This is a genomic window from Sphingobium sp. CR2-8 (assembly GCF_035818615.1).
Classification (GTDB): domain Bacteria; phylum Pseudomonadota; class Alphaproteobacteria; order Sphingomonadales; family Sphingomonadaceae; genus Sphingobium.
Window position 1 is genome coordinate 244,486 of the sequence record NZ_JAYKZY010000002.1, and the last position, 26,575, is coordinate 271,060.

Consider the following 26,575-nt stretch of genomic DNA (forward strand, 5'->3'; position numbering starts at 1 on the left):
GCTTTCCCTCCCCCGATGAGATCGGAAAGGGCTGGCGGATCAAAGGGCTAGATCAAAGCGGAGACGGGTCCGTTATGGCTTATCGTCATAACGGCGCAATCGACCGCCGCATCAAAAACTGAAGCTCAGCGAAAAGGACGCGACATGATCGTTGCTGTCGTCCGCGCCGGGGCGAAAGCCATGCTGGTGCAGATAGCCGATCTCTGCGTTCACATTCTTCGCCACCGGCGTGGTGATGGCGATCAGATTGCGCATCCGCTCCTCACCCTGCACGCGCTGGAAATTGGTCTTGTTCAGATCGAAAAAGCTTTCATGACTCAGCACCAGCGCCGTCTTGCTCCCTTCGCGCAAGGGCAGCACCAGCTTCACATAGGGCCGCACCCGCCAGGCGGTGCCGTCCACGCCATCGCGCCACCGCTCTTCGATCCGCATCCTGGCGCTCAGCGTCGCCCGGCCGATCTTCGCGATATTGTCGAACGTCACCTGCTGGCGGCCGCGATGCTCCATGACGGTGAAGTCGCCGCCATCATATTGCGGGTCATGCGTATAGCCCGCCCAGACCGTCACCGCCTTGGAGAGTTTATAGCCGACCAGCGTGTTGGATTCGATTTCATACAGGCCATGCCGATCGTCGCTGAACCGCGCGACGACTTCCTGCGACAGACGCCAATGATCGCCCAGCTTCACCGTGGCGCTGGCGGTGGTCCAAAGCTGTTCGTCGTCGCTGGCGTGGGCGGCGACCGGCAGCGCGGACGCGGCCAGCAAGGGCAACAGCAGAAGGTTCGGGCGCATCGGGCATCATCTCCACCGCCGATCGTGGCGGTGGAGCGCCATTATGACGCATGCGTGACTCATACGTGACGATTGCATTGCATTTTGATGACAATGCATGTCCAGTTCATGTCGCGCCGTCCGCTATGCGGGATCATGATCCTGGGCGAGGCAGGCGGCCCTGTCGATCAGGCGGCGCGCTCGGCCGCCAGCGGAGCTACCACCACGCGATTGCGGCCCCCGCGCTTGGCGTCGTACAGCGCCGCGTCGGCGGCGGCGAGCCAGTCCGCGCTGGTCAGGCGGCCCGTGCCGATCGCCGCCACGCCGAAGCTGGCGGTGACGCGCAACGGGGGATCGTGCGGGATGACGAGCCCGGCGACCGCGGTGCAGAAACGACGCGCGGCGGCCAGCGCTTCCGTCTCGCTTGTTTCGGGCAGCAGCAGCGCGAACTCCTCGCCGCCGATCCGGCCCAGCGAATCGCTGGGGCGCGACATTTCCGCGCAGCATCGGGCCACCGCCTCGATCACCCGGTCGCCGACGGGATGGCCATGGGCGTCGTTGATCGCCTTGAAATGGTCGATGTCCAGGATCACCAGCGCGGCGGGCCGCTGGTGCCGCACGAACAGCGCGATCCGCTTGTCGATTTCGGCGACGAAGGCGCGGCGGGTCATCGCGCCGCTCAGATGATCGCGCTCGGCCAGCATGCGCAATTCCATCTGTTCGACGACGATGGCGGCCAGCCCCTTCATGATCTCCATCTGCTCGGGTGGAAAGTCGCGCGCGCGCGTGTCGATGGCGCATAGCGACCCGATATTATAGCCGTCCGGCGTGCGCAGCGGCACGCCTGCATAGCTGCGGATGCGCGGATCGCCCGTCACCAGCGGATTGTCGCGGAAACGGGGATCGTCCTGCGCATCGGGGATGATGAGCGGATCGGTCTGGCGGATCGCATGGTCGCAAAAGGCCAGGCTGCGCGGCGTTTCCGACACGTCCAGCCCGGGATGGGACTTGAGCCATTGCCGGTCCTTGTCGATCAGCGACACCGCCGAAATCGGCACGCCGAACAACGTGCGCACCAGATTGGTGACCTTGTCGAAGGCCCCCTCAGACGGCGTATCGAGTATCTCGTAACGCGCGAGCGCCGCGAGGCGGGCGGGTTCGTCGTCGGCAATGGCTTGCAGCATCATCCTGGCATCCGGTCATTGACTTGGGGTCATGCCGCGTCGGGCATGACGGAAAATCCGGTGCAGCGCGGCCTGCCCCCCTCATGGCCGACCACAGGCCTGACACTGCGCCCCTGCTCTGAACAAAGGGTTAAAAAACAGGTTGGAAAGGCCACCGCGCGACCGGCCGGACCGGATGTTGGGGGGAGGAGAAGGCCAGCCCCTCCTCCCGCCCTTCGCTTTCTAGGACGCGCCATGCGCCAGCGCCGCCAGCAACAGCAGCGCGACGATATTGGTGATCTTGATCATCGGATTGACCGCCGGGCCGGCCGTGTCCTTGTATGGATCGCCCACCGTGTCGCCCGTCACCGCGGCCTTATGGGCTTCGCTGCCCTTGCCGCCATGATGGCCGTCCTCGATATATTTCTTGGCATTGTCCCACGCGCCGCCGCCGCTTGTCATCGACAGGGCGACGAACAGGCCCGACACGATGACGCCCAGCAGCAATGCGCCCAGCGCGGCAAAGCCGTTGTCGCTGCCTGCCACCGCCGCGATCGCGAAATAGACGACGATCGGGGCCAGTACGGGCAGCAGGCTGGGCACGATCATCTCCTTGATCGCGGCGCGCGTCACCAGGTCGACGGTGCGGGCATAGTTGGGGCGTGACGTTCCTTCCATGATGCCCTTGTTGGTGGCGAACTGGTCGCGCACGTCCTTGACCACGTCGCCCGCCGCGCGGCCCACGGCGGTCATGCCCATCGCCCCGAACAGATAGGGCAGCAATGCGCCCAGCAGCAGGCCGACGATGACATAGGGGTTCTTCAGACTGAAATCGACCGGCTCGGTCAGGCCCAGCGCCGCGCCATAATAGTCCAGATCCTGGGTGTAGGTGCCAAACAGCACCAGCGCCGCCAGACCCGCGCTGCCGATGGCATAGCCTTTCGTCACTGCCTTGGTCGTGTTGCCGACCGCATCCAGCGCATCGGTCTTCACCCGGACGCTGTCGTCCAGATGCGCCATTTCCGCGATGCCACCGGCATTGTCGGTGACGGGGCCGTAAGCGTCCAGCGCCACCACCATGCCCGCCAGCGCCAGCATCGCCGTCGCGGCAAAGGCGATGCCCATCAGGCCCGCCAGTTGATAGGCGACGATGATGCCCACAACGATCACCAAAGTCGGCAGCGCAGTGGACTCCAGACTGATCGCCAGCCCCTGGATCACGTTGGTGCCATGGCCGGTTTCGGACGCCTTGGCGATCGAACGGACCGGGCGATAGTTGGTGCTGGTATAATATTCTGTGATGACCACCAGCAGGCCGGTGACGGCCAGCCCCACCAGCATCGACCAGAACAGGTTCATGCCGGTATAGCCGCCGACCCCGTCCAGATCCGCGCCGAATACGGCGTTGAGGTCGCCCAGCGTATATCGGGTGGCGAAATAGATGGCCGGGATCGACAGGATCGCGGTCGTCCAGAACCCCTTGTAGAGCGCGCCCATGATCGACTGGCTCGCGCCCAGCCGCACGAAATAGGTGCCGATGATGGATGTCACGATGCACACTCCGCCGACGATCAGCGGCAACGCCATCAGCCTCATCAGGAACGCATTGTCCACGCCCGTTACCAGCAGCGCGGTCAGCACCATGGTCGCGCCCACGGTCACGACATAGGTTTCGAACAGGTCGGCAGCCATGCCCGCGCAGTCGCCGACATTGTCGCCCACATTGTCGGCGATGACGGCGGGATTGCGGGGATCATCCTCCGGTATGCCTGCCTCGACCTTGCCCACCAGGTCCGCGCCGACGTCCGCCGCCTTGGTGAAGATGCCGCCGCCCAGCCGCGCGAAGATGGAAATGAGGCTCGCGCCGAAGGCGAGCGCGACCAGGCTGTCGATCACCAGCCGGTCGTCTGGCGCATGGCCCGCCGGGCCGGTCAGATACCAGAAGAACAGGCTGATCGCGAGAAGGGCCAGGCCCGCCACCAGCATGCCGGTGATCGCGCCCGCCCGGAACGCGACGGTCAGGCCGCTCTGCAACGTGCCGCGACAGGCTTCGGCCGTGCGCACATTGGCGCGCACCGAGATGTTCATGCCGATGAAGCCCGCCGCCCCCGACAGGAGCGCGCCGATCAGGAACCCGACGGCCGATGTCAGGCCCAGGAATATGGCGACCAGCACCGCCACGACGATGCCGACGATCGCGATGGTGGTATATTGGCGGCCCAGATAGGCTTTCGCCCCTTCCTGGATAGCGCCCGCAATCGCCTGCATGGCGGCGTTGCCGGGTGAGTGGCTCAGGACCTGACGGCTGGTGAAGATGCCATAGATGATGGCCAGCAGGCCGCATCCTATGGCGATATGGACGATTTCCATGGACGTTCCTCTCCCCCTGTTATGACTATGATCGACCGCTCCGCAGGGATGACGGGCAGGCGAAAGGCAAAATTCGGGCGCGCAGGGGCGGGCGGCCGGATGGGAAGGATCCGGCATCGGGCACCGCGTCAATCAGCAACAGGAACAGGCGCATGGGGCGCTCCAACCGGGCTGAGAATAGGGTGATGGGAAGCTACAGGTCCAGCAGCGCGCGTCAAGATGGGCGGCGCAGGTCGGGCCATGATTCGAGGATCGATTTTAGGACCAATCGACATTCAGCCCTGACGGCCTGCAAATGGCTATTTTCCGTGCTTCCGGTGCTCACGTACTTTTAGTACGCTGCGCTCCGGGTCACGAAAAACAACCACTTTACCCTCGGTGGCCTTTGGCTCGGCTCGTCATCATCTGAATGTCGATTGGTCCTAAGACGCCAGTCGCGCCACGATCGCCTGGGCCGCGCGGGTGACATCGTCCCAGGTCCGGTCGAAACCGGCATCGTCGCCATAATAGGGATCGACCACGCCCGTTCCCTCGCGACCCGGCACCATGTCCATCAACAGGCGCAGGTCCGCCGTGCCGTCCGACGGACGGATGCGCCGCAGGTTCTTCAGATTGTCGGCATCCAGCGCAAAGATATGGGTGAAGCGCCGGAAATCCTCCGCCTCCACCTGTCGCCCCGCATAGCCGCCGATATTGATGCCATGGCGCAGGGCGACGGCCTGCGCTCGGGCATCGGGCGGGCTGCCGACATGCCAGTCGCCGGTCCCGGCCGAATCGACCAGCATAGCGATCCCGGCCTTGTCCGCCTCCGCCCGCAACGCTGCTTCGGCCAGCGGCGACCGGCAGATATTGCCCAGACACACGAACAGGACGGAAGGGGTCAAAATGGACGGGCTTGCCATCAATCCGCCGCCGCCGTCGACAGGCCCAGGCCCGGCACGCCGATCGACCGCTTGCCCGAAAAATCGGTGCGCGCGACGATGACGCCCAGCTTTTCCATATAGTCGATCAGCCGCCGGACCCGCCCCGGCGAACTGGTGCCATAAGCGCGCGCCAGCAGCGCATCGTCCGGGCAGGGCCGCCCGTCCAGCGCCGCCCGCGCGATCAGCAGGAACGGGGCCAGCATATCTTCCGGCACCGGCTCGGCCGCGCGGATCGCATCTTGCCAGCGCACGTCGTCGGCGTCCGCCATCCCCGCCTGCGCCATCGCGAATTGCTTGCGGAAGGCGGGCAGGTCGAGCGGGGATCGCTTCAGCCCCCGCATCCGGCAGCGCACGCCGAAATCCTGATAGAGCGCCGACACGCTGGGCGCGGCGTCGCCCAGATCGGCGACGATATCCTCCAGCACGGCGACGACGATCGGCTCATTCTCCCCGAAATCCAGTTCCGGCGCGACGGGCTTGGCCGCCGGCGTATCGGCCAGCGCGCGCATGATTTCCTCGGCCGGGCGCGCCGTCGGCTCGGCACGCGGCGGGGGCGGCGGCAGCGCCTCCTCCTCGACCTTGGCGAACAACATTTCCTGAAAATCCTCGCCACTCGTGACCGGCGGGGGCATCAGCTTGTGGGTGCCGCCGCGCGTGCCCGTCTGCACCGTGCCGATCTTCACCGCCACCGGCCGCCGCGCGATCGCCGGGCCAAGGCCCAGGAAGCGCCCGCGTTCCAGGTCGCGTATCTGCTCCGCCTGCCGCCGCTCCATGCCCAGCAGATCGGCGGCACGCGCCATGTCGATGTCCAGGAAGGTACGCCCCATCAGGAAGTTGGACGCTTCCGCCGCGACATTCTTCGCCAGCTTGGCCAGCCGCTGGGTCGCGATCACGCCCGCCAGCCCGCGCTTGCGTCCCCGGCACATGAGGTTGGTCATCGCCGCAAGGCTCAGCCGCCGCGCCTCGTCCGACACGTCGCCGGCGGACACGGGCGCAAACATCTGCGCCTCGTCCACCACCACCAGCGCGGGATACCAATGGTCGCGCGGCGCATCGAACAATGTCGACAGGAAGGACGCGGCGCATTTCATCTGCGCTTCCAGCTCCAGCGATTCCAGGCTCAGCACCACCGACGCGCGATGTTCGCGGATGCGGCTCGCCATCTTGACGATCTCGCGCTCATTATAGTCGCCCGCATCAATCACCACATGACCGTAATGATCGGCCAGTGTCACGAAATCGCCCTCGGGATCGATCACCACCTGCTGCACCATCGGCGCCAATTCTTCGAGCAGGCGGCGCAGCAGATGCGACTTGCCCGACCCCGAATTGCCCTGAACGAGCAGACGGGTGGCGAGCAATTCCTCGACGTCGACCAGCACGTCCTTGCCGTGGCTGTCGGTTCCTATGCTGATGCTGGCGGTCACGCACGTCCTTTGGCCCAGCCGGTGGCATCGGCGCAACCCGTTTGGACAGTTTGCCGGGTATTGGCTGTGGATTTCCTTGACCAACGGATTGTTGCGATGCAGCATCGTCCGTCATGGAGAGCCTAGCCCAAGCCCAATCCGCGCCTGCGATCACGCAGAATCCTGATATCCGCTATCTGGGACGCCTGCTCGGCGACGTCATTCGCGCCTATGGTGGGGAAAAACTCTACAAGCAGACCGAATATATCCGCTCGGCCTCGGTCGATCGGGCGCGCGGTCTTCAGGGGGCTGACCTGACCGATACCGGGCTGGACGCGCTCAGCATCGACGATACGCTCAATTTCACGCGCGGCTTCATGCTGTTTTCGATGCTCGCGAACCTGGCCGAAGACCGGCAGGGCGTCGCGGCGGAGCCGGGCGCGGATGTCGCCTCCGCCCTGGCGCGGCTCGAATCGCACGGCGTCGATCGCGCTGCCGTGCTCGACCTGCTGTCGAACGCGCTGATCGTCCCCGTCCTTACCGCCCACCCGACCGAGGTTCGGCGCAAGAGCATGATCGATCACAAGAATTGCATCGCCGACCTGATGCATCTCAAGGACGCCGGCCGCACCGAAACGGACGAGGGTGAGGCGCTGGACGAAGCGATCTTCCGCCAGATCGCGCTCCTGTGGCAGACCCGCCCGCTGCGCCGGGAAAAGCTGTTCGTCCAAGACGAGATCGACAATGTCCTGACCTATTTCCGCGACATCTTCCTGCCCGTCCTCCCGGCCCTCTATGCGCGGTGGGAGCGGGTGCTGGGCGCGCGGCCGCCCAGCTTCCTGCGCGTGGGCAACTGGATCGGCGGCGATCGTGACGGCAATCCCTTCGTGCAGGCGGACCAGCTGCGATCGGCGTTGGGACGCGGCTGCGAAGCGGCGCTCGCCTTCTACATGGACGGCATCCACGGGCTGGGCGCGGAACTGTCGCTCTCGACCGAACTCGCCCATGTGCCCCAAACCGTGCAGGAACTGGCGGAGGCCAGCGGTGACGCGTCGCCCAGCCGCCAGGACGAACCCTATCGCCGCGCCCTGTCGGGCATCTATGCGCGGCTCGCCGCCACCTATGTCGCGCTGATCGGGAAGGCGCCGCCGCGTCCCTCCGCGCTCAAGGGCGAAGCCTATGCCGCTCCCGCCGACCTGCGCCACGATCTGGTCGTCGTCGCGCAGGGTCTGGCGAGCGAAGGTGACGGCGCGTTGGCGACCGGCGGTGCGCTCGGCCGCCTCATCCGCGCGGTGGAGACGTTCGGCTTCCACCTCGCCACGCTGGACATGCGCCAGAACAGCGCTGTGCACGAACGCGTCGTCGCCGAACTGCTCAAGGTCGCGGGGGTCGAACCCGACTATCTGGCGCTGGACGAATATGCCCGCATCGCGCTGCTGCGTCGGGAACTGGCGAACAACCGGCCGCTGGGCGGGCGCTTTTCCGCCTATGGCGAGGAAACCGCGTCGGAACTGGCGATCGTCCACGCCGCCGCGCAGGCGCATCGCACCTACGGGCCGCAGAGCATCACCCATTATATCATCTCCAAGGCCGAAAGCGTGTCGGACCTGCTGGAGGTCAACATCCTGCTCAAGGAAGCGGGCCTGTGGCAGGCGGGCGCGGATGGCGCGCCGCCCCAGGCCGCAGTCATGGCGATCCCGCTGTTCGAGACGATCGCGGATCTGGAGGCCGCGCCCAGCATCATGACCGCCTATTTCGGCCTGCCCGAAATCGCGGGCGTGGTGAAGGCGCGCGGCCATCAGGAAGTGATGATCGGCTATAGCGACAGCAACAAGGATGGCGGCTACATCACCTCCACTTGGAGCCTCTACAAGGCCAGTCTCGCGCTGGAGCCGGTCTTCGCCGATGCGGGGGCGGCGATGCAGCTGTTCCACGGGCGCGGCGGCGCGGTGGGGCGCGGCGGCGGCTCGGCCTTCGCCGCGATCCAGGCGCAGCCCAAGGGCAGCGTGCAGGGCCGCATCCGCATCACCGAACAGGGGGAGGTGATCGCCGCCAAATTCGGCACGCGTGACGCTGCCATGACCAATCTGGAGGCGATGACCAGCGCCACCCTGCTCGCCAGCCTGGAGCCGGAGGGGATATCGGAACGCGACGCCGCGCGCTTTGCCGGGGCGATGGACGAACTGTCGAAAAACGCCTTCGCCGCCTATCGCGACCTCGTCTACGGCACCGACGGGTTCAAGGAATTCTTCCGCCAGCTGACCCCGATCCAGGAAATTTCGGGCCTCAAGATCGGATCGCGCCCCGCCAGCCGCACCAAAAGCAACGCGATCGAGGATCTGCGCGCCATCCCCTGGGTGTTCAGCTGGGCGCAGGCGCGCGTGATGCTGCCGGGCTGGTATGGCGTGGGGCAGGCGCTCTGCGCGTTCGAGGACAAGGCGCTGCTGGCCGATATGGGCCAGCACTGGTCCTTCCTCAAATCCGCGCTCGCCAATCTGGAAATGGTGCTGGCGAAATCCGACCTCGGCATCGCCGCACGCTACCTGCCGCTGGTGGCGGATCAGGCGCAGGGCGAGGCGATCTTTGGCCGTATCCGCGAAGGCTGGCAACAGGCGCATGACGGCCTGCTCGCCGCGACCGGGCAATCGCGCCTGCTCGAAAAAAGCCCGGCGCTCGAAACCTCGATCCGGCTGCGCCTGCCCTATATCGAGCCGCTCAACCTGCTCCAGGTCGAACTGTTGAAGCGCCACCGCGCGGGCGAGGATGATCCGCGCATCAAGGAAGGCATCGAACTGTCGATCAACGCCATCGCCACCGCGCTGAGGAACAGCGGGTAGGGAAAGCGGGCCGGCACCAGCCGAAGCTGTCGCTCACCGTTCCCCGGCGCAGGCCGGGGTCCAGTCCCACGCGACGAACTGGACCCCGGCCTGCGCCGGGGAACAGCAGGACGCAAATGCCCGTCAAAGCTGACTGATGTTAAACCAGCCCCAATTTGCTCAATTCCCCGAGCATCGCGGCCGGCATGGCGTCCAGATCGTCCGCCTCGCCGCCGTCCAGGTCGGGCGGCGCATCGGCCGCCTCCAGATAGCGCCAGCCCTGATGCGCGCGCTTGGGCTTGCCGCGCACCGGGATCAGGCGCGGTTCCAGCCTGATCCAGTAACGACCCTGTCCGGTTTCCTCGAACCCCAGAATCGGGCTGCGGCCCACCAGCCTGTGCCCGTGAATCCAGTAAAGCGACCCACCCGCCATCTCCGCTACCCGTTTGGGCAAATAGCGGGTCGTGATCCGTGCCTCGCCTTCGTGGCTTTCCAGCCAGGCGCGCAGGCTAGCGGGGCTTTCGCTGCGAAAGGCGATCTTGGTCATGTGGAGCGGCATGAGGCCGCAGATGGGCAGCGGCGCCCCGCAGGTCAATGCGCGATCAGGTCAGGAAGATCGTGGCCAGCCCCAAAAAGGTGAAGAAGCCCAGCGAATTGGTCATCATCGTCACGAACACCGCCGACGATACGGCCGGATCGATGTTGCGCCGGTCGAGCGTCACCGGGATGAGCACGCCCGCCAGCCCCGCCACCATATTGTTGATGAGTATGGCGGTGGCGAACACCAGCGACAGGCCCAATTGCCCGTAGATTAGATAGGAACCAATGCCGATCAGCACGCCCAGCACGGAGCCATTGGTCGCGGCGATGCGAAATTCGCGCACGATCATGCGCATCGTGTTGGAACTGGTAACCTGATTGGTGGCGATGGCGCGCACCATGACCGCCAACGTCTGTGTGCCCGCATTGCCGCCCATGCCCGACACGATGCCCATCAGCGCGGCGAGCATCGCCAGATGTTCGATCGTATCTTCGAACAGGCCGACCACCGACGCGGCGACCATGGCGGTGCCCAGATTGACCACTAGCCATACCAGGCGCGTGCGCACCGTCATCAGGATCGGCTGGTTGATGTCGCCTTCGCCTGCACCCGACAGGCGCAATATGTCCTCGCCCGCTTCCTCGGCGATGATGTGGACGACGTCATCCACCGTAATCATCCCGACCAGCCGGCCCGCGCTGTCGACCACGGCGGCGGAGATCAGCGCATATTTCTGGAAGCGCAGCGCCACTTCCTCCTGGTCCATGTCGACCGGGATCAGCGTCTGTTCGCGCTTCATCAGGTCGGTCATCGCGATGCTGCGCGGGCAGGTGAGTATCCAGCTGAGCTGGCAATAGCCGATCGGCCGATGGGCCGCATCGACCACATAGATTTCCCAGAAATCCTGCGTCAGATCGGCATTGTCGCGCAGATAGTCGATCACTTGGCCGACCGTCATATGGGCCGGCACGGCGACCAGATCGCGCTGCATCAGGCGACCGGCGGATTCCTCCGGGTAGGATAGCGCGCTTTCGATCGCGGCGCGGTCTTCGGGGTCGAGGGCATCGAGCACGGCCTGCTGGTCGGCCGCCTCCATATCCTCGATCATCGCGACGGCGTCGTCGGTGTCGAGTTCGGCGGCGAACTCCGCGACCTGTTCGGGCGCCAGCGCGCCGATCAGGTCGTCGCGGACATAGTCGTTGAGTTCCGACAGCACTTCCGCGCCGACCAGGTCGCCGAGCGCAGCGGCGACATCGGCGCGCCGCTCCGACGGGGTCAGTTCCAGAAGGTCGGCAATGTCGGCGGGGTGTAGCGGCGAGACCAGCTCGCGCGCCTTTTCGCTGTCGCCATCCTCCACCGCGTCCAGCACTGCGGACAGGAATTCGGGCCGCAACCGGTCGTCCTCGTCCAGGCCCGTTTCGGCCTGTTCCAGGATCACCTCATCGTCAGTGTCGTCCCCATGCACCAAGGGTTCGGCTGGATCGCCGCGCTCGCTCATGGCGCCCCCTACTGTCCGGTTCCTGTAACATCAGGCTGCTTTCGCCCATGCAGCATGGAATTGCAATGGGGTCGGGTTCCAAGGCCCGCTTCGCTACAAGAAACTTCCATCCCTTTTTGAAGCCCCTATATGGAGGCATTACCCCTTCCCGTTTTGAGAGGATGCTTCATGGCCGACGAAACCCTTACCCTTACCCTCGACAGCGGCGGCGACGTCGTGATCAAGCTGCGCCCCGACCTCGCCCCCGGCCATGTCGAGCGCATCACCACGCTCGCCAAGGACGGCTTCTATGACGGCGTGGTCTTCCACCGCGTCATCCCCGGCTTCATGGCGCAGGGCGGCGATCCGACCGGCACCGGCATGGGCGGATCGAAGCTGCCCGACATCAAGGCCGAATTCAGCCGCGAACCGCATGTCCGTGGTGTCTGCTCGATGGCCCGTTCGTCCAACCCGAACAGCGCCAACAGCCAGTTCTTCATCTGCTTCGACGACGCGACCTTCCTGGATGGCCAATATACCGTCTGGGGCGAAGTGACGTCGGGCATCGAACATGTCGACGCCCTGCCCAAGGGTGAGCCACCGCGCACGCCGGGCAAGATCCTCAAGGCGACCGTCGCCTGAGGGCATCGCCAGAAAAGACATGAAGAAGGGCGCCGGGTCATACGACCGGGCGCCTTTTTTCATGATGTGCTGCCAAGCCGCGCCGCGATGTGGCCTGCCGCCTACCGGTTTTTCGCCATACCGTCCGTCATGGAAATGCTCTGCGCGGCCGCTGCGCCATTATCCGGGCCATTATCCGCTTCGGTGGCATCGGCCGGCGGCTGATACGCGCCGATCGATTCGATGTGCCAGCGGCGTTCGTCCTTCGCCGGTCCGGTGGCATCCGCCACCCGGCGGAGCGAAACCTGCCGCAGCACATGCCAAGGACGGCCATTGGCGGCGATGCGGCCGTAAACCTGCACCGGCACCGTCACATATATTGTCCCGTCCGCCTCCTGCGGATCGGACGGCGCGCCAACATTGGCGTGGATCTCGCTGAAACCGCGAAAGCGCGCCGCGAAATGGGCGTCGTCCTGGGACCCGATCGCTCCCTGCTGATCCCAAAGGTCTTGCGCGTCGACGAACCGCTTTTCCTCCAGCAGGCCATAATAGCCCTGCACCACCTGCGCCGCACCCTGCGCGCCGTCGGGATCGATCGATCCTTCGGCGATCGGGGCGGGATCGGCGGGCAGGCCGCCCGGCGTGCCGGGGGCAGGGGGCTTGAGCGGTTCCATCACCGCCATCGCTTCGGCGCGGACGTTATTTTCCACCTGCGCGGCGTTGGCGCCGTTGGCGAGATTGTCGATGGCGCTTTCCTCCCGCCCGTCGCAGGCCGCGACGAGCAGGAGGGACAGCAGCGCGGCGGCCTTCATGCCTCCCCGCATCAGTTGTCGCGCACCCGTGGTGAACCATTACGCCCGCCGCCCCAGCTGCGCTGCGGGCGCGGCTGGCTCATCTGCGGACGATCGGGGCGGGGCTGTTGCGCCTGGGGCTGGCGCAAACCCGGCTGCGGGATCGGGCGCGTGCCCTCGCCCCGGCCATTGCCGCGCCAGCGGTTGCCGTCGCCACCCTGGCCCGGCACACGGTCGCGGCCCCAATTGCGGTCGCCCCGGTTGCGGTCCCGGCCGTCCACGCCCTGTGGCGGGCGATCGGGACGCGTCCAGTTGCCGTTGCCCGGCTGGCGGTCGCGATCGCGCCAATGGCCATCGCCCGGCCCCCGGTCGCGCCCACGCCAGCGATTGTCGTCGCGCCGCTCGACCCGGCGGCCTTCCCAATAGCGGCGCTGCCCGTCGTTCCACCGCTGGCGGCGGCCGCCCCGATCGTAGACATAATAGCCATTACCCGGATAATAATAATTGTCGTACCAGCCGCCATAAAGGCCGGGCTGATAGAAGCCCGACGACCCATAATAGCCGTCGTCATAATAGCCGCCATTGCCATAATAGCCGCTGCCCACGCTCACGCCGCCATAGCCATAACCGTCGTCATAGGCGCAACCGCCCAGGGCCATTGCGCTCGCCAGTCCGATCACTGCCAGAAACCGATGTCGGATGCCCGTCATCGCCTGTCTCCTCATCATATATGATGCCTGCCATAACGCGGCACGGTTGAATTGGTTGTGAATGGATTATCCTTTCCACGCCAGCGTTTATCGGGCGTTCAGAAAGCGGCCATGTCGTTCATCGGGCTGACAGAAACCGTGTCGTTTCCGTCACATAATCGCCTTTTGCCGATCTTTCGTGGTTCGTTCAGGAAACCTTCGGGCAGCGCCGGTCATTTCCTCCCCTGTCGATGGCAGACGCTTTGAGCGCGCAGATCGACCCGGCGGGTCCACACCGCCGCTCAAGACAATCCATGTTAGAAAAGGGTCACACCCATGAAGACACTGCTTTTTTCGGCAGCTGCCGCCGCATTTCTGCTGCCCGTCGGCGCCATGGCGCAAAGCGATGCCAGCTATGACGCAGCCTCCACCCGCCGCATCGAACCCTATGTCGGCGTCATGGGCGGCGTCCATAATTTCGACAGCGAAACCGGCAAGGAAGGCATTCCGCCCGTGGGCTATAAGGGCCGCATGGTCGAAGGTGTGGCTGGCGTGAACTATAATGTCGCAGGCCCCGTCGTCCTCGGCGTCGAAGGCACCGCGTCCAAGGGTGTCTCAGGCGATATCGACTGGGAATATGGCGTCGCGGGCCGCGCCGGGATCAAGGCGGGCAAGGACAGCCTGATCTTCGGCAAGGTCGGCTATAAGTGGGTCAATTTCGACGCGCTCGGCCCGAACAGCCCGGACTTCCATGGCACCACTTATGGCGCGGGCGTGGAGCTGTCGCCCGCCGACATGGGCGGCTCCGCGCAGAGCAGCAATATCCGCCTGCGCGTCCAGGCCGACACGATGGGCAATTTCCGCTCGATCCGTCCGATGGCGGGCGTGGTCGCGAAATTCTGACGATCACCACAGGATAGACGGGGCGGGTCCGCGCGATCCGCTCCGTCCTAAGGCTACTTCCCGCAAGGGGAGTTGGGGTGCGGAACGGTTTTAGGACTGCGACCGTTCCGCATTCCCCACAACGATAGGGCTGGAAAGCAGGTTAGGCATTTCCGTCACTCCAGCCACCCGAAGGGCGGCAGGAGGCCAACGCCGGAGTGCTATACCAGCATCCTATGATGTTGACCTATAAGGCAGTTCCCCGGCGAAGGCCGGGGTCCAGTTCTGAGCGCGCGATTGGACCCCGGCCTACGCCAGGGAACAACGGGCTAAAGGTTCCCGTCAATGCAACTTGGTATGGCGGGTAGTTTTCCGGCGAAGGAATCGGCGAACCCGACTGTCCTCTTCTTCCCCCCAAGGCCATCCCTAAGCCAGCATTTTCAGCCGCTCTCCAATCCCGCGCAGATCGTCGATGAAACGCCCATGCTCTTCCGCCCTGCGCGCTTCATCAGGCAACCGCAGCAGATAGCTCGGATGCACGGTCACCCATCCTTCCGCGCCGTTAGCCAGCGCCATGGCAGACCCCCGCGTCCGGCTGATCGTCACCGCTTTTCCCAGCATTGCCCGCGCCGCCGATGCGCCCAGCGCAACGATGATGCGCGGACGGATCAGGTCGATTTCCTGCCCCAGCCACCATCGGCACGCCTCGATCTCGCCCGCGTCCGGCGACTGGTGCAGACGCCGCTTGCCGCGCCGCTCGAATTTGAAATGTTTGACCGCATTGGTGACATAGGCGCGCGACCGGTCCAAGCCTGCCGCCTCCAGTGCCCGGTCGAACAACGCACCCGCCGGTCCGACGAAAGGGCGCCCGGCCAGATCCTCCTGATCCCCCGGCTGCTCGCCGATGAACAGCAGCGGTGCGTCCAGCGGCCCTTCGCCGAACACGGTCTGCGTCGCATCGCGGTGGAGCGGGCAGCGGGTGCAGCCCATCGCCGCCTGCCGGACCGACGCCCAGACCGTGGCAATATTCCCCTGTCGCGCGGGCGGGGCCTTGGCCGGTAGTGGCGCGGTCGCGATCATCGCCGCCTCGCGCGCCTGCGCCCCGGCGATCAGGTCCGGGATCAGCGCCGCTTCGGGCAGGTTGCGCCAATATTTCTTGGGCATTTCGGACAGCATGGCCCCCGTCTTCAACCGCGCCGGATTGAAGATCGCGGCATAATAGCCCTGCCACAATGCTTCGATCGGGTCGCCGTCGGGCGCATCCTGCCGACTCGCGCCTGGCCCTTCCGTCAGCCTCTCCCCATCCCAGTGGATGCTCACCTCCGGCGTCAGGATGGACCAGCGCATCGCGGCGAAGCGGCGCATGAAAAAGCCCGCATTGGCCCGCACGATATGATGGTCCGGCTCGAACCAGGCGACGAAGCGCACGCCGTCGCCCTCCGCCATCTCGCGAAACCGCACGAAGGCGCGCATCTTGTGGATGTCGCGCCGCACCGCCTTGGCCAGGCCGTCGATCCGCCGCAGCAGCGGGTCGGCCTTGTCCTCCATCAGCCCCGGCCGACCGCGCAGCCGACATAGCAGCGCATAGAGCAAGGCGAACCTTTCGGGGTCGCTATGCAATATCGCGCATTCCGCCAGGTTGACGAAAGCGCGCGGCACCGAAAATCCGGATTCGGTCCGGTCTGGGGGCAGGGGCGTGTCACCGAACAGGTCGCCGCTCGTCGCGCCCACCTGCCAGACCACATCGGCCGGATCGACGCCGTTCACAGCCAGCCGCCGGGCTGCGTCACGCCAACCGTCGAAATCGTCGGGGTCGGTCAGCGCGACGCGATACATGGATCAGACCTTATGTTGGCGAAAGTTCAGTGCCGGGCACGACCAAAATCATCGCACCCGATCCGCCGCTCAATCCTCCGCTTGCGCGCGCTCCAGCTCGGCAGGCTTGCGCTTGGCGAACAGCTTGCCCAATCGTGCCTCGTCTTCGGCCGACAATTGCTTGGCCGCGTCGGGGAACATCTCCTCTTCCTCCTCCTCGATATGGTGGAGGTAGCGCTTCTTCATCTCGGCAAACTTCTTCCGCCACGCCTCGCCGTTGAACTTGAGGTCGTCCAATTCTTCCAGATAATCGTCGATTTCCTTATGCTCGGACACGCTGTGCTGGGCGTCCTCGCGCAGGTCCGGCTCCGCCAGCATCGTGGCGTAGAGCGTTTCCTCCTCCGCTGCGGCATGGGCCGTCACTTCCACCTTGAACTGGTCGAACAGCTTCGCCAGCTGCTCGTCATCCTTCGCAACGTCCGCCATCTGGGCGAACAGCGCGCGGTGGGTGTCATGATCCTGCTTCAGGGAATCGAAAATGCTGGTGTCGGCCATCGTTGCTACTCCTCTTTCGAACAGGGACAACGACAGGACGGGCAATTGGCTCCGGGCAAAAAGCCCTCGGTCCGTCAGCCGAACAGGAAGCGGAAGATGATCGCGACCGGAATCCACAGCAGCGCGCCCAGCAGGCTGGCGCCCCAGAGCTGCGCCACGTCGCGGCGGAAGCGCAGGGCCAGGCCGCCTGTCGACAGGCCGCCCTGCTCCAGCATATGCCAGCGCCGCTCCAGCCCGCGCGCGGCCACCGCATAGCCGCCGATCGCAACGATGATGCCCAGATGCAGGATCAGCGATCCGCCCATTTTCGCGACGATGAAAATCTGGGCGAGGCAAAAGACGACCAGGGCAGCGGCAAGATGCGTGCTGATGCGCTTGGCGAAACCCTTGCCATGCGCGCGATTACCCAGTGCGGTCGCCAAGACCTCATTCTCCTTCAAAGACCCTGAAGGACAGAATTTCACGAGTTGCGGCCGCGATCAACCCGAAACTGCGCTCAGGCGAACAAATCCAGCTGCCGTGCGGGCGGGGCGATCCGCGCGCGCAGGTCGGCGCGATCGATCAGCGCCACCGGCCGCCAGTCCGCCGCCACCAGAAAAGGACGCAGTTTCTTGATCGATGTGGTCAACCGCGCGACATCGTCCAGCCGCAGGCGACGATGGCGGCGGCTCAGGATGATGCGGTCCACCGCCTTCACCCCCAGCCCCGGCACCCGCAGCAACGCTTCGCGCGGCGCCAGATTGACGTCGACCGGGAATGTCGCGCGATGATTGAGCGCCCAGGCAAGCTTGGGATCGATGTCGAGCGGCAGGCATCCCGTCGCCGCATCGGTCGCCGCCGCGATCTCGCCTGCATTATAACCATAGAAGCGGATCATCCAGTCCGACTGGTAGAGCCGATGTTCGCGCATCAAGGGCGGCCGCTTCAACGGCAGCACGGCACTGGGCGAGGGGATGGGGGAAAAGGCGCTATAATAGACGCGCCGCAATTTGTGCCGGTCATAGAGGCTGCTCGCCCGCGCGATGATCGCCCGGTCGTCCGCCGCGTCCGCGCCCACGATCATCTGCGTCGATTGACCCGCCGGCGCAAAGCGCGGTGCGCTCTTATATTTGCGCCGCGCGTCCAGCCCGTCTTCCATGTCGCTGCGCAGCCGCCCCATCGCGCCCTCGATCCGCCCTCCGTCCTTTTCGGGGGCCAGCGCCTTCAACCCGCTTTCGGTCGGCAGTTCGACATTGATCGACAGGCGATCGGCATGCAGCCCCGCCTGATGGATCAGCGCCGGGTCGGCATCCGGGATCGTCTTCAAATGGATATAGCCGCGAAACGCATGATCCTCGCGCAGCGACCGGGCCACCTCGACCATCTGCTCCATCGTATAGTCGGACGACCGTATGATGCCGGAGGACAGGAACAGGCCTTCGATATAATTGCGCCGATAGAAATTCAGCGTCAGGTCGACCACCTCCTGCGCGGTGAAGCGCGCCCGGCGCACGTCGCTCGACCGGCGGTTGATGCAATAATGGCAGTCGAAGATGCAGCTGTTGGTCAGCAATATCTTCAGCAGCGAAATGCAGCGGCCATCGGGCGCATAGGCGTGGCATATGCCCATGCCCTCGGTCGATCCGATCCCCTTGCCGTCGCGCGAATCGCGCTTGGCGGTGCCGGACGATGCGCAGGATGCATCATATTTAGCGGCGTCCGCCAGGATTTCGAGTTTCTGCCGGGTGGAAAGCTGGGCCATATGTTCCTGATATGTTCAGGATTTCACCTTGTCCACAACCTCGATCAGTTAGCTGTCCCAAAGGGAAGGGCGGCGCGCCATTCATACCAAACCAGTTGTTCCCCCGGCGCAGGCCGGGGTCCAGTCCCGCGCTCAGAACTGGACCCCGGCGCAGGCCGGGGAGCCGCCTTATGGGCCAGCATTATCGCATTTTGCTATTATGCTCGCCAGCCCGGATCGATCCGGTCGATGCGGCGCACCATCGCCTGGAAATCGGGCACGCCGGGACCGACGGGCAATTGCATGGCGGACAGGTCGCGCTGATGCACGGCGATCACGTCCGCCGGGATATCGACGGGCGTCCCCGCCGCGCCCGCCGCGACTTGGATCTCGCACGCGCGTTGCAGCGACCAGTGGGTCAGGAACGCCTCAGGCAGACTCGCCGCCATCACCAGCGTGCCGTGATTGCGCAACATCATGATGCGACGCGCGCCCAGATTGGCGATCAGCCGTTCGCCCTCGTCGACACGGATCGTGACGCCTTCGAAGTCATGATAGGCGATTCGCCCCGCAAAGGCGGCGGCGTAGAAGCTGATCGGCCGCAGCCCCTCCGCACAGGCGCTCACCGCCATGCCCGCTGTCGTATGGGTATGGATGATGCAATGGGCGTCGGGCAGGTGGCGGTGGAACACGCTATGCTGGGTGAAGCCCGCGCGGTTCACCGGATAGGGGCTGCCGTCCAGCACCCGCCCATCTATGTCGATCTTGACCAGGTTCGATGCGGTCACCTCGTCATAGGCCAGGCCGAACGGATTGATCAGAAACGCGCCCTCTTCGTCCGGCACGCGCAGCGTGATGTGGTTGTAGATGAGTTCGGACCAGCCCATATGATCGAAGATGCGGTAGCAGGCGGCCAGCTGCTGGCGCGCCTCCCATTCGGCGGCGGACATATCGGGGCGTTGTGCGGCGGTCGCCATGGCGATCCTTCTCCTGTCTGTTATGTCGCCACTATCGCTGCAGCCGGCGCAAAAGTCGAGATTGCGCCCTTTGGGGTTGAGTTTGCGCGACTCTGCTGATAGGGCGCCGCCCACATGGCGTAGGGCGACCTGCGACGACTCACTGGCTTTGCTATTCGGTCGGCCCGTCGGGAAGGATGTAAAAGTCCCGGCGTACCGCTCGTTTTCGATTGGAGATTGACGGACTTATGCAGATCATCGTTCGCGACAACAATGTCGACCAGGCTCTTCGCGCGCTCAAGAAGAAGCTGCAGCGTGAAGGCGTGTATCGCGAAATGAAGCTGCGTCGCCATTACGAAAAGCCGTCGGAAAAGCGCGCCCGTGAAAAGGCGGCCGCTGTCCGCCGCGCGCGCAAGATGGAACGCAAGCGCGCCGAGCGCGACGGCGCGAAGTAAGCGCCGTTCGGGGTGGGCTTCGCCTTCGGGCGACGCCGCCCCCGCTTTCTTGAAGCTGCCCTCCCGCCCTTAATTGCGAGATACAAAGCCCATGTCCACGACGGCTGTTCCCCTTCGCCCCATTGCCAAGGGGTCGCTGACGCGTCTCTGGATCGGCGTCGCCGCCGTCGCTCTGGCGGCGGGTGGTCTTGCCTGGGCGGGCCAGCAGGGTGTCGCGCCGTCGCCGGCCGCCTTCCTGTCGCAGAACGCCCATGCCGATGGCGTGGTGACGACGCCATCGGGCCTGCAATATAAGATATTGTCGGAAGGAACCGGGGCCAGCCCCACCACCGCCGACGTGGCGCTGGTCGGTTACAAGGGCGCGCTGCTCGACGGCACCGTCTTCGACGAAAACCCGCAGGCGCCGATGCCGATCGACGGCGTCGTGCCGGGCTTTTCCGAAGGCCTGCAAAAGATGAAGAAGGGCGGCAAATATCGCCTCTGGATTCCGCCGCAGCTTGGCTATGGCGACGCGGACAACGGCCCGATCCCCGGCGGTTCTGTGCTGGTCTTCGACGTCAACCTGCACGATTTCAAATCGAAGGCCGAACTGATGCAGTTGCAGCAGCAGATGCAGCAACAGGGCGGTATGCCCGGCGCTATGCCCCCGGGCGCGGTGCCGCAGCCGGGTAACTGAGCCACAGGGCGCAGATACGAAAGCCGATACGAAAAGGGGCCGAATGTTCGGCCCCTTTTTCTTTGTCTCATGTCGCAATTGCGAAAGCTAGCTCAGGCGTGACCCTGACAAGCCCCCTCGTCGTTCGCCATCGTCGCCGGACCCGCGCCGAAGGCCAGCGCATCGGCGCTGCCGACCCGTTCCTCGCCTGCGAACAGCTTGTCGAGCCGGGTCTTGATGTCGCGCCGATATTCGGCGGTGGCAACCGATCGCGGGGCCGACACTTCGATGTCGCACGCGATCGCGCCCTTGATCCGCTCGACGGCGCTATCGTCCAGCACACCCGCCCGGCGAAGCTCGATACAGAGCTGCAACAGTCCGGTCGCGGTGGCATGGGCGCGCAGACCCACATTGGTCAGGTCGAAATGCAGTTTCTTCTGCTTGTCCAGGGACGGGGTCATGGGGCTATCCTCTCCAGCTTTTTACCAGCCTATCACAGATTTAATCCGCCGATAGGGCCTGCTGTTCCCGCGATTCTGTCCTATGGCGGGATAAGGCGATAACAGGAGGGGACGAAGCGGCTATCCGCGACCGAAAATATCCCACTTATGATCGATCATGTCGCAATGAGCGGGAAATGTGCGAAGTTAAGCGCCGGACCCACCCGGCGCACCCAACGCTATCCCGCTATGCCTGCGTGCCAGTCCCTTGGACCGTTCCTCCAGATAGACCTTGATCATCGCGACGATCGGATCGGCCAGGAACAGCCCCATGATGCCGAACAGCGCCCCGAACAGGATCTGCGCCGCCAGCACCAGCGCCGGGGCCAGGTCGGTGGCGCGCTTCGCCACCATCGGCACGATCAGATAGCCGTCTACGATCTGCACCACCATATAGACGCCAAAGGCATAGAGGCCGGTATGCATGCCGCCCGAAAAGCCGACCAGGATGATCAGCACGCCCGATAGGATCGATCCGATATTGGGCAGGAAGGCAAACAGGCCGGTCAATATGCCCAGCAACCCCGCCATCGGCACATTGCCCATCCACAGGAACAGCCAGACGCCCACGCCCTCCACCGTCATGCCGATCAGTCGGCCGAACATCAGTCGGCGCAGCGTCCATCCCATCTTGTCCGCCACGGTATAGAAATGCGCCCGCTTCTCGATCGGCAGCATCCAGGCGACGCCGCGTTCGTAAAGTTTGGGTTCGACCGCGATGAAGATCGCCAGCACCAGCATCATGACGCCGCTCGTCACCGCGCCGACCACGGTGCCGACTGCGGCCGTCACCCGGCCCATGCTGCTCATCGCCTGGCTCGCCAGGCTTTTCAGGTCGGACGGCGTGGCACTGATGCCCAGTTGTTGCATCCAGCCCCCGATGCGCATCACCTGCGCCTCGACAATGGTGCGCATCGCCTGCGCCTGCGCCGCCAGGCTCGATCCGGTGAGGTAGACGGTATAGGTCAGGAAGGCGACTGCGGCCAGCAGCACGATCGTCAGGCGCCAGCCGCGCCCGATCGGCAGGATGCGCCCCAGCAAGCGGGTCCCCCCGTCCATCATCGTCGCCAGCACCAGCGCGCCCATGACCAGCAGCAGCGGCTGCGCGAGCAGCGCGACAAGCCCTACCGCGATCGCCAGCGCGAACCACACGCCCGCGCGCTTCAGTTCATGTTGGACCAGCGGGCTGCGGACCTCGCTGGGACCGGGTTGCTCGACATGATGATCGTACGTGTCGCTCAAAACCCGGTGCCCTCTATCGACTGTTTCGGTCGGTTATTCCGGTGGTGCAACGCTCTGCGGTCGCAGGCTGTTCCCCGCCCGGCCGCTGCGCAGCGCATGGACCCAGCTCAGTGGATTCCAGGTCGCGTCCCCATCCAGGCTGAAGGTGATGAACTCCGCCCGGCCGCCGATCGCCTCCCACGGCACCGGGCCGCCCAGGCCGTTTTCTTCCAGCGGCGCGCGGCTGTCGGCGCTGTTGTCGCGATTGTCGCCCATCAGGAACACATGGTCGGGCTGCACCCGCACCGGCCCGTACCAGTCGAGCGCGCTTGGCCCCATGTCGATCGTGACATAGGTCTTGCCGTTGGGCAGGATTTCCTGCCGCACCGGCAGTTCGCAATAATCGCGGCCATCCGCGCCCGTCATCCGCGCGCCGGGAAATTGCATCGGCGGGCAGGGGGCGTTGCCGTCGACGGGGATGCGCAGGGGCTTGAGCATCTTCTGCTTCACCGCCACCCCGTTCAGCAGAACCTGGCCGCCGCGCACCTCCACGATGTCGCCGGGCAGGCCGATCACCCGCTTGATATAATCCTCCCGCCGGTTCTGTGGGCTGACGATGACGATATCGCCCCGTTCGGGCAGGCGACCCAGCACCCGGCCCTTCAAAAAGGGCAGGGGGTGGAAGCTGGGCGAGACATAGGACCAGCCATAGGGGAATTTGCTCACCACCAGCCGGTCGCCGGTCAGCAGCACCGGCATCATCGATTCGCTGGGGATGTAGAAGGGCTTGGCGACGAAGCTGTGGAACGCCAGCACCGCCAGGATCAGCAGCACGATGCTTTTCAGCTCGTGCCACCAATTGACGGCGGCGGGCGTCGCATCGGGCGCGATGCGGCCTTCGGGCAGGTCGATGGCCGTCACGGTTGGGCTTTCGCTAGGGGGAGTTTCGCGCGCGTGATCGCTCGGTGTATCGGTCACAGGGGCAGGGCTTCGATGATGACGAAGGCCTGCGCCCAGGGATGATCGTCGGTGAGCGTCAGGTGAATGACCGGCTTATGCCCCGCCGGGACCAGCGATTCCAGCCGCGCCAGCGCGCCGCCGGTCAGTTGCAGCGTCGGCGCGCCCGACGGCGCGTTCACCACGCCGATATCCTTCATGAACACCCCGGCCTTGAAGCCCGTGCCGACCGCCTTGGAAAAGGCTTCCTTCGCGGCGAAACGCTTGGCCAGCGTCCCCGCCTTGGTGAAGGGGCGGCGGTTGCCCTTGGCCTGCTCGACATCGGTGAAGACGCGTTGCTCGAACCGCGCACCGAACCGGTCGAGCGAGTGCTGGATACGCTCGATATTGCAGAGGTCGGAGCCAAGGCCGATGATCATCCTAAAATCCAGACGGCACAAACATCAACGACGCTCAATGTTATTAGTACAACGTTGGCTTGTCCTATTAACATTGCGCGCTTTCGTTCGTGAGCCAATGCCAATCCCGCGACTTGCCACAGGGCAGGGAGCAAAAAGGTAGCTGACATTGACATAATGAAGCCGACCAACACGCCGACAGCCAAAAAGGCTAGGACAACCCAATGAACCGAAAATAATACCCAAAAGAGTATCGGCTGGGTCGTTCGGGTAGTCGTCACCGCGCCAGATCCATCTGCCGCCGCATTTCGCGGATACTGCCCTCCAGCCCGCCGAAGATCGCCTCGCCGATCAGGAAATGGCCGATATTGAGTTCGGCGACCTGCGGGATGGCGGCGATCGGCGCGACATTGTCGAAGGTCAGGCCATGGCCCGCATGCGGCTCGATCCCGTTCTTGGCGGCCAGCGCGGCGGCGTCGGCAATCCTGCGCAGTTCGGCCGCGCGCGCTTCGCCGCTCAGGTGCGCATAGGCGCCGGTATGAAACTCCACCACCGGCGCGCCCAGCCGGATCGCCGCGTCGATCTGTGCGGCGTCGGCCTCGATGAACAGGCTGACGCGGATGCCTGCTTGCGTCAGCGCCGCGACGATCGGCTTCAACGTGGCAAATTGCCCCGCCGCGTCCAGCCCCCCCTCGGTCGTGCGCTCCTCGCGCTTTTCCGGCACGATGCAGGCGGCATGCGGCTTGTAGCGCAAGGCGATGTCCAGCATCTCCTGCGTCGCCGCCATCTCCAGATTGAGCGGCACGGTGAGCGCTGCCATCAGCGTGGCGACATCCTCGTCGCGAATATGCCGCCGGTCCTCGCGCAGATGCGCGGTGATGCCGTCCGCCCCGGCCTTTACCGCCAGCAAGGCGGCCTTGACCGGATCGGGATGATCCCCCCCGCGCGCGTTGCGGATCGTCGCCACATGGTCGATATTGACGCCAAGGCGCAGGGGCGTGGTCATCGCTCTATTGCTTCCGGCTGCCCGGCTTGATCGCCGGAATCGCCGCCAGTTCGGGCGGCACCGCATCGGCGTCATAGACCGGGAAGTTGATCGATACGAGCGGGTAGAAGGGGACGCCCAGCTCCACTTCACCGGCCGACCGATCGACCAGCGCGACTTCGGCGACGACGATGCCGCCTTCCGCTTCGACCGCCTCGATCGCCTGGCGCGACGACAGGCCGGTGGTCACGACGTCCTCGACCATCAGCACCTTCTGCCCCGGCGTGATGGCAAAGCCGCGACGCAGTTCGAACGTGCCGTCGGGCCGCTCCAGGAACATCGCGTCCTTGTCCAGCGCGCGGCCGACTTCATGCCCGATGATGAGGCCGCCCATGGCGGGCGACACGACCAGATCGATCTCCTGCCGCACTTCGCGGGGCAGTTTCTGCACCGTGGCGCGGGCCAGCTTGCCCGCCCGTTCGGCATTCATCAGCACGCGGGCGCATTGCAGATAATTGGCGCTGCGGCGCCCGGACGACAGGATGAAATGTCCTTCGAGCAGCGCCCCCGCCGCCCGGAATTCCGCCAATACTTCCTCGTCTGTCATGCCGTTCGTACATCCATGTCGGGCGGTTCCGGGCCAATCGGCCGGTCCGCCATCCAGTCAGCATGGCGTGCCTGTGGCATGCCATGATCGCGCCCCTGTGCGCGGACCTGCGAAATAGGCGGCCAAGGGAGCCGTTGCAACAGCGAAGAAAATCTGCTCCTCCATGCTTGAGGCATAGGAAAACCATGCCTATAAGCCGCGGCAGAACCGACCGGGCGAGGATTATACGTGTCATGCGTGTCTTCGTTGCAGCGGCGCCAAGGGGTTACGGGGTATGAAGACGCTATGAAAAAGGTGAAATCGCTCGTTCTCGCCGGGTTGTTGGCCTTTGCGCCAGCGCTTGGTATGAACGGACAGGCGCTGGCGCAGGACAATGTCGCCGCCGCCGCACCCGCTGCGGACAACGCCGCCGCACCGGCCGAATTGGCCAACGCCGCCGCGCCAGCCGCAGAGGCTGCGCCCGTGGCGAAGGTCGCCGCGCCGCCGCGCATGAAGCCGACCGAAGGCATCGGCATGCCAAAGCCGGGCGAATATACCCTGCAGGAACAATTCACCTCGACCGGCCATACCGCGCGCTGGCTGCACGACGTGATGCTGGTGCCGCTGATCTTCGCGATCTCCATCTTCGTGCTGATCCTCATGATCTACGCGATGTGGAAATTCCGCCGTAGCGCCAACCCGATCCCGTCGAAGACGTCGCACAACACGATGATCGAAGTGATCTGGACCGTGTTGCCTGTCGTGATCCTGCTGGTCGTCGCGGTGCCCTCGATCGGGCTTCTGGCGGACCAGTATAAGCCCGCGCCCAAGGATGCCGTGGTCGTCAAGGTGACCGGCTATCAATGGTATTGGGGCTATGAATATCCCGACAACGGCATCCCCGAATTCGTGTCGAACATGCTGCCCGAAGACAAGGCGAAGGCCAATGGCGAGCCCTATCTGCTCGCGCCCGACAATCGCCTGGTCCTGCCCGCCGGTCGCCCGATCAAGCTGATCATCACCGGCGCCGACGTGATCCACGCCTTCGCCGTGCCCTCGCTCTGGGTGAAGATGGACGCGGTCCCGGGCCGCCTGAATGAAAAGAGCTTCACGATCGACAAGCCGGGCGTCTATTACGGCCAATGTTCGGAACTGTGCGGCGCGCGCCACGGCTTCATGCCGATCGCGATCGAAGCACTGCCCCCGGCGCAGTTCGACCAGTGGGTGCTGTCGCAGGGCGGCAAGCCAGCAGGCGCAGCGGCAGCGGAGAAGACGGCCGACGCCGCGCCCGCAGCCCCCGCCGCCGATACAAAAATCTGATC

The 26,575-nt window shown here is 65.0% G+C and carries 26 protein-coding genes; 6 read left to right on the forward strand and 20 right to left on the reverse strand.

Features of this window, described 5'->3' with window-relative positions; translation table 11 throughout:
- Positions 1–111: 111 nt before the first annotated feature.
- The 5 genes from U5A82_RS05015 to U5A82_RS05035 all read right to left on the reverse strand — a co-directional run bounded on the left by U5A82_RS05015 (position 112) and on the right by U5A82_RS05035 (position 6,654).
- Positions 112–792 carry a DUF2490 domain-containing protein gene (locus U5A82_RS05015; protein ID WP_326289146.1) on the reverse strand — a complete coding sequence of 227 codons (681 nt, stop codon included), beginning with the start codon at positions 790–792 and terminating at the stop codon, positions 112–114.
- A 167-nt stretch (positions 793–959) separates the two neighbouring features.
- A complete protein-coding gene (locus U5A82_RS05020) occupies positions 960–1,955 on the reverse strand; it encodes a sensor domain-containing diguanylate cyclase (protein WP_326292851.1) in 996 nt (331 codons plus the stop codon).
- A gap of 222 nt (positions 1,956–2,177) precedes the next feature.
- Positions 2,178–4,304 (reverse strand): sodium-translocating pyrophosphatase, encoded by a 2,127-nt coding sequence (locus U5A82_RS05025; RefSeq protein WP_326289147.1) that lies wholly within the window; start codon positions 4,302–4,304, stop codon positions 2,178–2,180.
- A 422-nt stretch (positions 4,305–4,726) separates the two neighbouring features.
- The gene (locus tag U5A82_RS05030; protein WP_326289149.1) at positions 4,727–5,188 is read right to left on the reverse strand and encodes a low molecular weight protein-tyrosine-phosphatase; all 462 of its coding nucleotides are present in this window, start codon (positions 5,186–5,188) and stop codon (positions 4,727–4,729) included.
- Positions 5,189–5,205: 17 nt separating this feature from the next.
- Positions 5,206–6,654 carry a helicase HerA domain-containing protein gene (locus U5A82_RS05035; RefSeq protein WP_326289150.1) on the reverse strand — a complete coding sequence of 483 codons (1,449 nt, stop codon included), beginning with the start codon at positions 6,652–6,654 and terminating at the stop codon, positions 5,206–5,208.
- A 113-nt stretch (positions 6,655–6,767) separates the two neighbouring features.
- Between U5A82_RS05035 and ppc the strand changes: the two genes are divergently transcribed.
- A complete protein-coding gene (gene ppc / locus U5A82_RS05040; RefSeq protein ID WP_326289151.1) occupies positions 6,768–9,470 on the forward strand; it encodes a phosphoenolpyruvate carboxylase in 2,703 nt (900 codons plus the stop codon).
- A 139-nt stretch (positions 9,471–9,609) separates the two neighbouring features.
- Here the strand turns inward: ppc and U5A82_RS05045 are convergent, their stop codons facing one another.
- Positions 9,610–10,008: a DUF1489 family protein gene (locus U5A82_RS05045; protein ID WP_326292852.1), complete on the reverse strand. Its 399-nt coding sequence runs from the start codon at positions 10,006–10,008 to the stop codon at positions 9,610–9,612.
- Between the two features lie 43 nt (positions 10,009–10,051).
- On the reverse strand, positions 10,052–11,488 hold the full coding sequence (gene mgtE / locus U5A82_RS05050) for a magnesium transporter (RefSeq protein ID WP_326289153.1): 1,437 nt from the start codon (positions 11,486–11,488) through the stop codon (positions 10,052–10,054).
- A 168-nt stretch (positions 11,489–11,656) separates the two neighbouring features.
- Between mgtE and U5A82_RS05055 the strand changes: the two genes are divergently transcribed.
- Positions 11,657–12,109: a peptidylprolyl isomerase gene (locus tag U5A82_RS05055; RefSeq protein ID WP_326289155.1), complete on the forward strand. Its 453-nt coding sequence runs from the start codon at positions 11,657–11,659 to the stop codon at positions 12,107–12,109.
- A 101-nt stretch (positions 12,110–12,210) separates the two neighbouring features.
- Here U5A82_RS05055 and U5A82_RS05060 read toward each other — a convergent pair whose 3' ends face one another.
- Together U5A82_RS05060 and U5A82_RS05065 are read right to left on the reverse strand one after the other, a co-directional pair.
- Positions 12,211–12,912, reverse strand: a complete 702-nt coding sequence (locus U5A82_RS05060; protein ID WP_326289156.1) for a hypothetical protein — start codon at positions 12,910–12,912, stop codon at positions 12,211–12,213.
- On the reverse strand, positions 12,912–13,589 hold the full coding sequence (locus U5A82_RS05065; RefSeq protein WP_326289158.1) for a peptidase: 678 nt from the start codon (positions 13,587–13,589) through the stop codon (positions 12,912–12,914). The genes U5A82_RS05060 and U5A82_RS05065 overlap by 1 nt, the downstream gene beginning before the upstream one ends.
- Before the next feature lie 315 nt (positions 13,590–13,904).
- Between U5A82_RS05065 and U5A82_RS05070 the strand changes: the two genes are divergently transcribed.
- Positions 13,905–14,471: an outer membrane protein gene (locus tag U5A82_RS05070; RefSeq protein ID WP_326289159.1), complete on the forward strand. Its 567-nt coding sequence runs from the start codon at positions 13,905–13,907 to the stop codon at positions 14,469–14,471.
- Positions 14,472–14,876: 405 nt separating this feature from the next.
- Here the strand turns inward: U5A82_RS05070 and U5A82_RS05075 are convergent, their stop codons facing one another.
- The 5 genes from U5A82_RS05075 to U5A82_RS05095 form a co-directional block, all read right to left on the reverse strand.
- Positions 14,877–16,286 carry a UdgX family uracil-DNA binding protein gene (locus tag U5A82_RS05075; RefSeq protein WP_326289161.1) on the reverse strand — a complete coding sequence of 470 codons (1,410 nt, stop codon included), beginning with the start codon at positions 16,284–16,286 and terminating at the stop codon, positions 14,877–14,879.
- Between the two features lie 69 nt (positions 16,287–16,355).
- On the reverse strand, positions 16,356–16,820 hold the full coding sequence (locus U5A82_RS05080) for a hemerythrin domain-containing protein (protein WP_326289162.1): 465 nt from the start codon (positions 16,818–16,820) through the stop codon (positions 16,356–16,358).
- Positions 16,821–16,894: 74 nt separating this feature from the next.
- Complete coding sequence (locus U5A82_RS05085; protein WP_326289163.1) at positions 16,895–17,242, reverse strand: hypothetical protein; 348 nt, start codon at positions 17,240–17,242, stop codon at positions 16,895–16,897.
- A 74-nt stretch (positions 17,243–17,316) separates the two neighbouring features.
- Complete coding sequence (locus tag U5A82_RS05090; protein WP_326289164.1) at positions 17,317–18,561, reverse strand: putative DNA modification/repair radical SAM protein; 1,245 nt, start codon at positions 18,559–18,561, stop codon at positions 17,317–17,319.
- Positions 18,562–18,758: 197 nt separating this feature from the next.
- A complete protein-coding gene (locus U5A82_RS05095; RefSeq protein WP_326289165.1) occupies positions 18,759–19,517 on the reverse strand; it encodes a class II aldolase/adducin family protein in 759 nt (252 codons plus the stop codon).
- A gap of 227 nt (positions 19,518–19,744) precedes the next feature.
- Here U5A82_RS05095 and rpsU point away from each other — a divergent pair, with 227 nt between their 5' ends.
- Together rpsU and U5A82_RS05105 are read left to right on the forward strand one after the other, a co-directional pair.
- Positions 19,745–19,951, forward strand: coding sequence for a 30S ribosomal protein S21 (gene rpsU / locus U5A82_RS05100; RefSeq protein WP_056686590.1), 207 nt, complete (start codon positions 19,745–19,747; stop codon positions 19,949–19,951).
- Between the two features lie 91 nt (positions 19,952–20,042).
- Positions 20,043–20,627, forward strand: a complete 585-nt coding sequence (locus U5A82_RS05105) for an FKBP-type peptidyl-prolyl cis-trans isomerase (RefSeq protein WP_326289166.1) — start codon at positions 20,043–20,045, stop codon at positions 20,625–20,627.
- A 92-nt stretch (positions 20,628–20,719) separates the two neighbouring features.
- Here the strand turns inward: U5A82_RS05105 and U5A82_RS05110 are convergent, their stop codons facing one another.
- The 6 genes from U5A82_RS05110 to pyrE all read right to left on the reverse strand — a co-directional run bounded on the left by U5A82_RS05110 (position 20,720) and on the right by pyrE (position 25,274).
- Positions 20,720–21,067, reverse strand: a complete 348-nt coding sequence (locus tag U5A82_RS05110) for a hypothetical protein (protein ID WP_326289167.1) — start codon at positions 21,065–21,067, stop codon at positions 20,720–20,722.
- A gap of 186 nt (positions 21,068–21,253) precedes the next feature.
- Positions 21,254–22,348 (reverse strand): AI-2E family transporter, encoded by a 1,095-nt coding sequence (locus tag U5A82_RS05115; protein ID WP_326289168.1) that lies wholly within the window; start codon positions 22,346–22,348, stop codon positions 21,254–21,256.
- A gap of 33 nt (positions 22,349–22,381) precedes the next feature.
- On the reverse strand, positions 22,382–23,248 hold the full coding sequence (gene lepB, locus U5A82_RS05120) for a signal peptidase I (RefSeq protein WP_326289169.1): 867 nt from the start codon (positions 23,246–23,248) through the stop codon (positions 22,382–22,384).
- 53 nt (positions 23,249–23,301) lie between these two features.
- Positions 23,302–23,703, reverse strand: a complete 402-nt coding sequence (acpS, locus tag U5A82_RS05125; protein ID WP_326289170.1) for a holo-ACP synthase — start codon at positions 23,701–23,703, stop codon at positions 23,302–23,304.
- Between the two features lie 256 nt (positions 23,704–23,959).
- A complete protein-coding gene (locus U5A82_RS05130) occupies positions 23,960–24,688 on the reverse strand; it encodes a pyridoxine 5'-phosphate synthase (RefSeq protein WP_326289171.1) in 729 nt (242 codons plus the stop codon).
- Between the two features lie 4 nt (positions 24,689–24,692).
- Positions 24,693–25,274, reverse strand: a complete 582-nt coding sequence (gene pyrE / locus U5A82_RS05135; protein WP_326289173.1) for an orotate phosphoribosyltransferase — start codon at positions 25,272–25,274, stop codon at positions 24,693–24,695.
- A gap of 285 nt (positions 25,275–25,559) precedes the next feature.
- Between pyrE and coxB the strand changes: the two genes are divergently transcribed.
- Positions 25,560–26,573 carry a cytochrome c oxidase subunit II gene (coxB, locus tag U5A82_RS05140; protein ID WP_326289176.1) on the forward strand — a complete coding sequence of 338 codons (1,014 nt, stop codon included), beginning with the start codon at positions 25,560–25,562 and terminating at the stop codon, positions 26,571–26,573.
- Positions 26,574–26,575: the final 2 nt, after the last annotated feature.

Bases quoted from the DNA above. Each gene is read 5' to 3' on its own strand.
- U5A82_RS05045 (WP_326292852.1), bottom strand. From the start codon at position 10,008: ATGCCGCTCCACATGACCAAGATCGCCTTTCGCAGCGAAAGCCCCGCT.
- mgtE (WP_326289153.1), bottom strand. From the start codon at position 11,488: ATGAGCGAGCGCGGCGATCCAGCCGAACCCTTGGTGCATGGGGACGAC.
- U5A82_RS05055 (WP_326289155.1), top strand. From the start codon at position 11,657: ATGGCCGACGAAACCCTTACCCTTACCCTCGACAGCGGCGGCGACGTC.
- U5A82_RS05080 (WP_326289162.1), bottom strand. From the start codon at position 16,820: ATGGCCGACACCAGCATTTTCGATTCCCTGAAGCAGGATCATGACACC.
- U5A82_RS05015 (WP_326289146.1), bottom strand. From the start codon at position 792: ATGCGCCCGAACCTTCTGCTGTTGCCCTTGCTGGCCGCGTCCGCGCTG.
- U5A82_RS05090 (WP_326289164.1), bottom strand. From the start codon at position 18,561: ATGGCCCAGCTTTCCACCCGGCAGAAACTCGAAATCCTGGCGGACGCC.
- U5A82_RS05105 (WP_326289166.1), top strand. From the start codon at position 20,043: ATGTCCACGACGGCTGTTCCCCTTCGCCCCATTGCCAAGGGGTCGCTG.
- U5A82_RS05020 (WP_326292851.1), bottom strand. From the start codon at position 1,955: ATGCTGCAAGCCATTGCCGACGACGAACCCGCCCGCCTCGCGGCGCTC.
- U5A82_RS05070 (WP_326289159.1), top strand. From the start codon at position 13,905: ATGAAGACACTGCTTTTTTCGGCAGCTGCCGCCGCATTTCTGCTGCCC.
- U5A82_RS05075 (WP_326289161.1), bottom strand. From the start codon at position 16,286: ATGTATCGCGTCGCGCTGACCGACCCCGACGATTTCGACGGTTGGCGT.
- U5A82_RS05095 (WP_326289165.1), bottom strand. From the start codon at position 19,517: ATGGCGACCGCCGCACAACGCCCCGATATGTCCGCCGCCGAATGGGAG.
- pyrE (WP_326289173.1), bottom strand. From the start codon at position 25,274: ATGACAGACGAGGAAGTATTGGCGGAATTCCGGGCGGCGGGGGCGCTG.
- ppc (WP_326289151.1), top strand. From the start codon at position 6,768: ATGGAGAGCCTAGCCCAAGCCCAATCCGCGCCTGCGATCACGCAGAAT.
- acpS (WP_326289170.1), bottom strand. From the start codon at position 23,703: ATGATCATCGGCCTTGGCTCCGACCTCTGCAATATCGAGCGTATCCAG.
- rpsU (WP_056686590.1), top strand. From the start codon at position 19,745: ATGCAGATCATCGTTCGCGACAACAATGTCGACCAGGCTCTTCGCGCG.
- coxB (WP_326289176.1), top strand. From the start codon at position 25,560: ATGAAAAAGGTGAAATCGCTCGTTCTCGCCGGGTTGTTGGCCTTTGCG.
- U5A82_RS05060 (WP_326289156.1), bottom strand. From the start codon at position 12,912: ATGCGGGGAGGCATGAAGGCCGCCGCGCTGCTGTCCCTCCTGCTCGTC.
- U5A82_RS05025 (WP_326289147.1), bottom strand. From the start codon at position 4,304: ATGGAAATCGTCCATATCGCCATAGGATGCGGCCTGCTGGCCATCATC.
- U5A82_RS05130 (WP_326289171.1), bottom strand. From the start codon at position 24,688: ATGACCACGCCCCTGCGCCTTGGCGTCAATATCGACCATGTGGCGACG.
- U5A82_RS05110 (WP_326289167.1), bottom strand. From the start codon at position 21,067: ATGACCCCGTCCCTGGACAAGCAGAAGAAACTGCATTTCGACCTGACC.
- U5A82_RS05065 (WP_326289158.1), bottom strand. From the start codon at position 13,589: ATGACGGGCATCCGACATCGGTTTCTGGCAGTGATCGGACTGGCGAGC.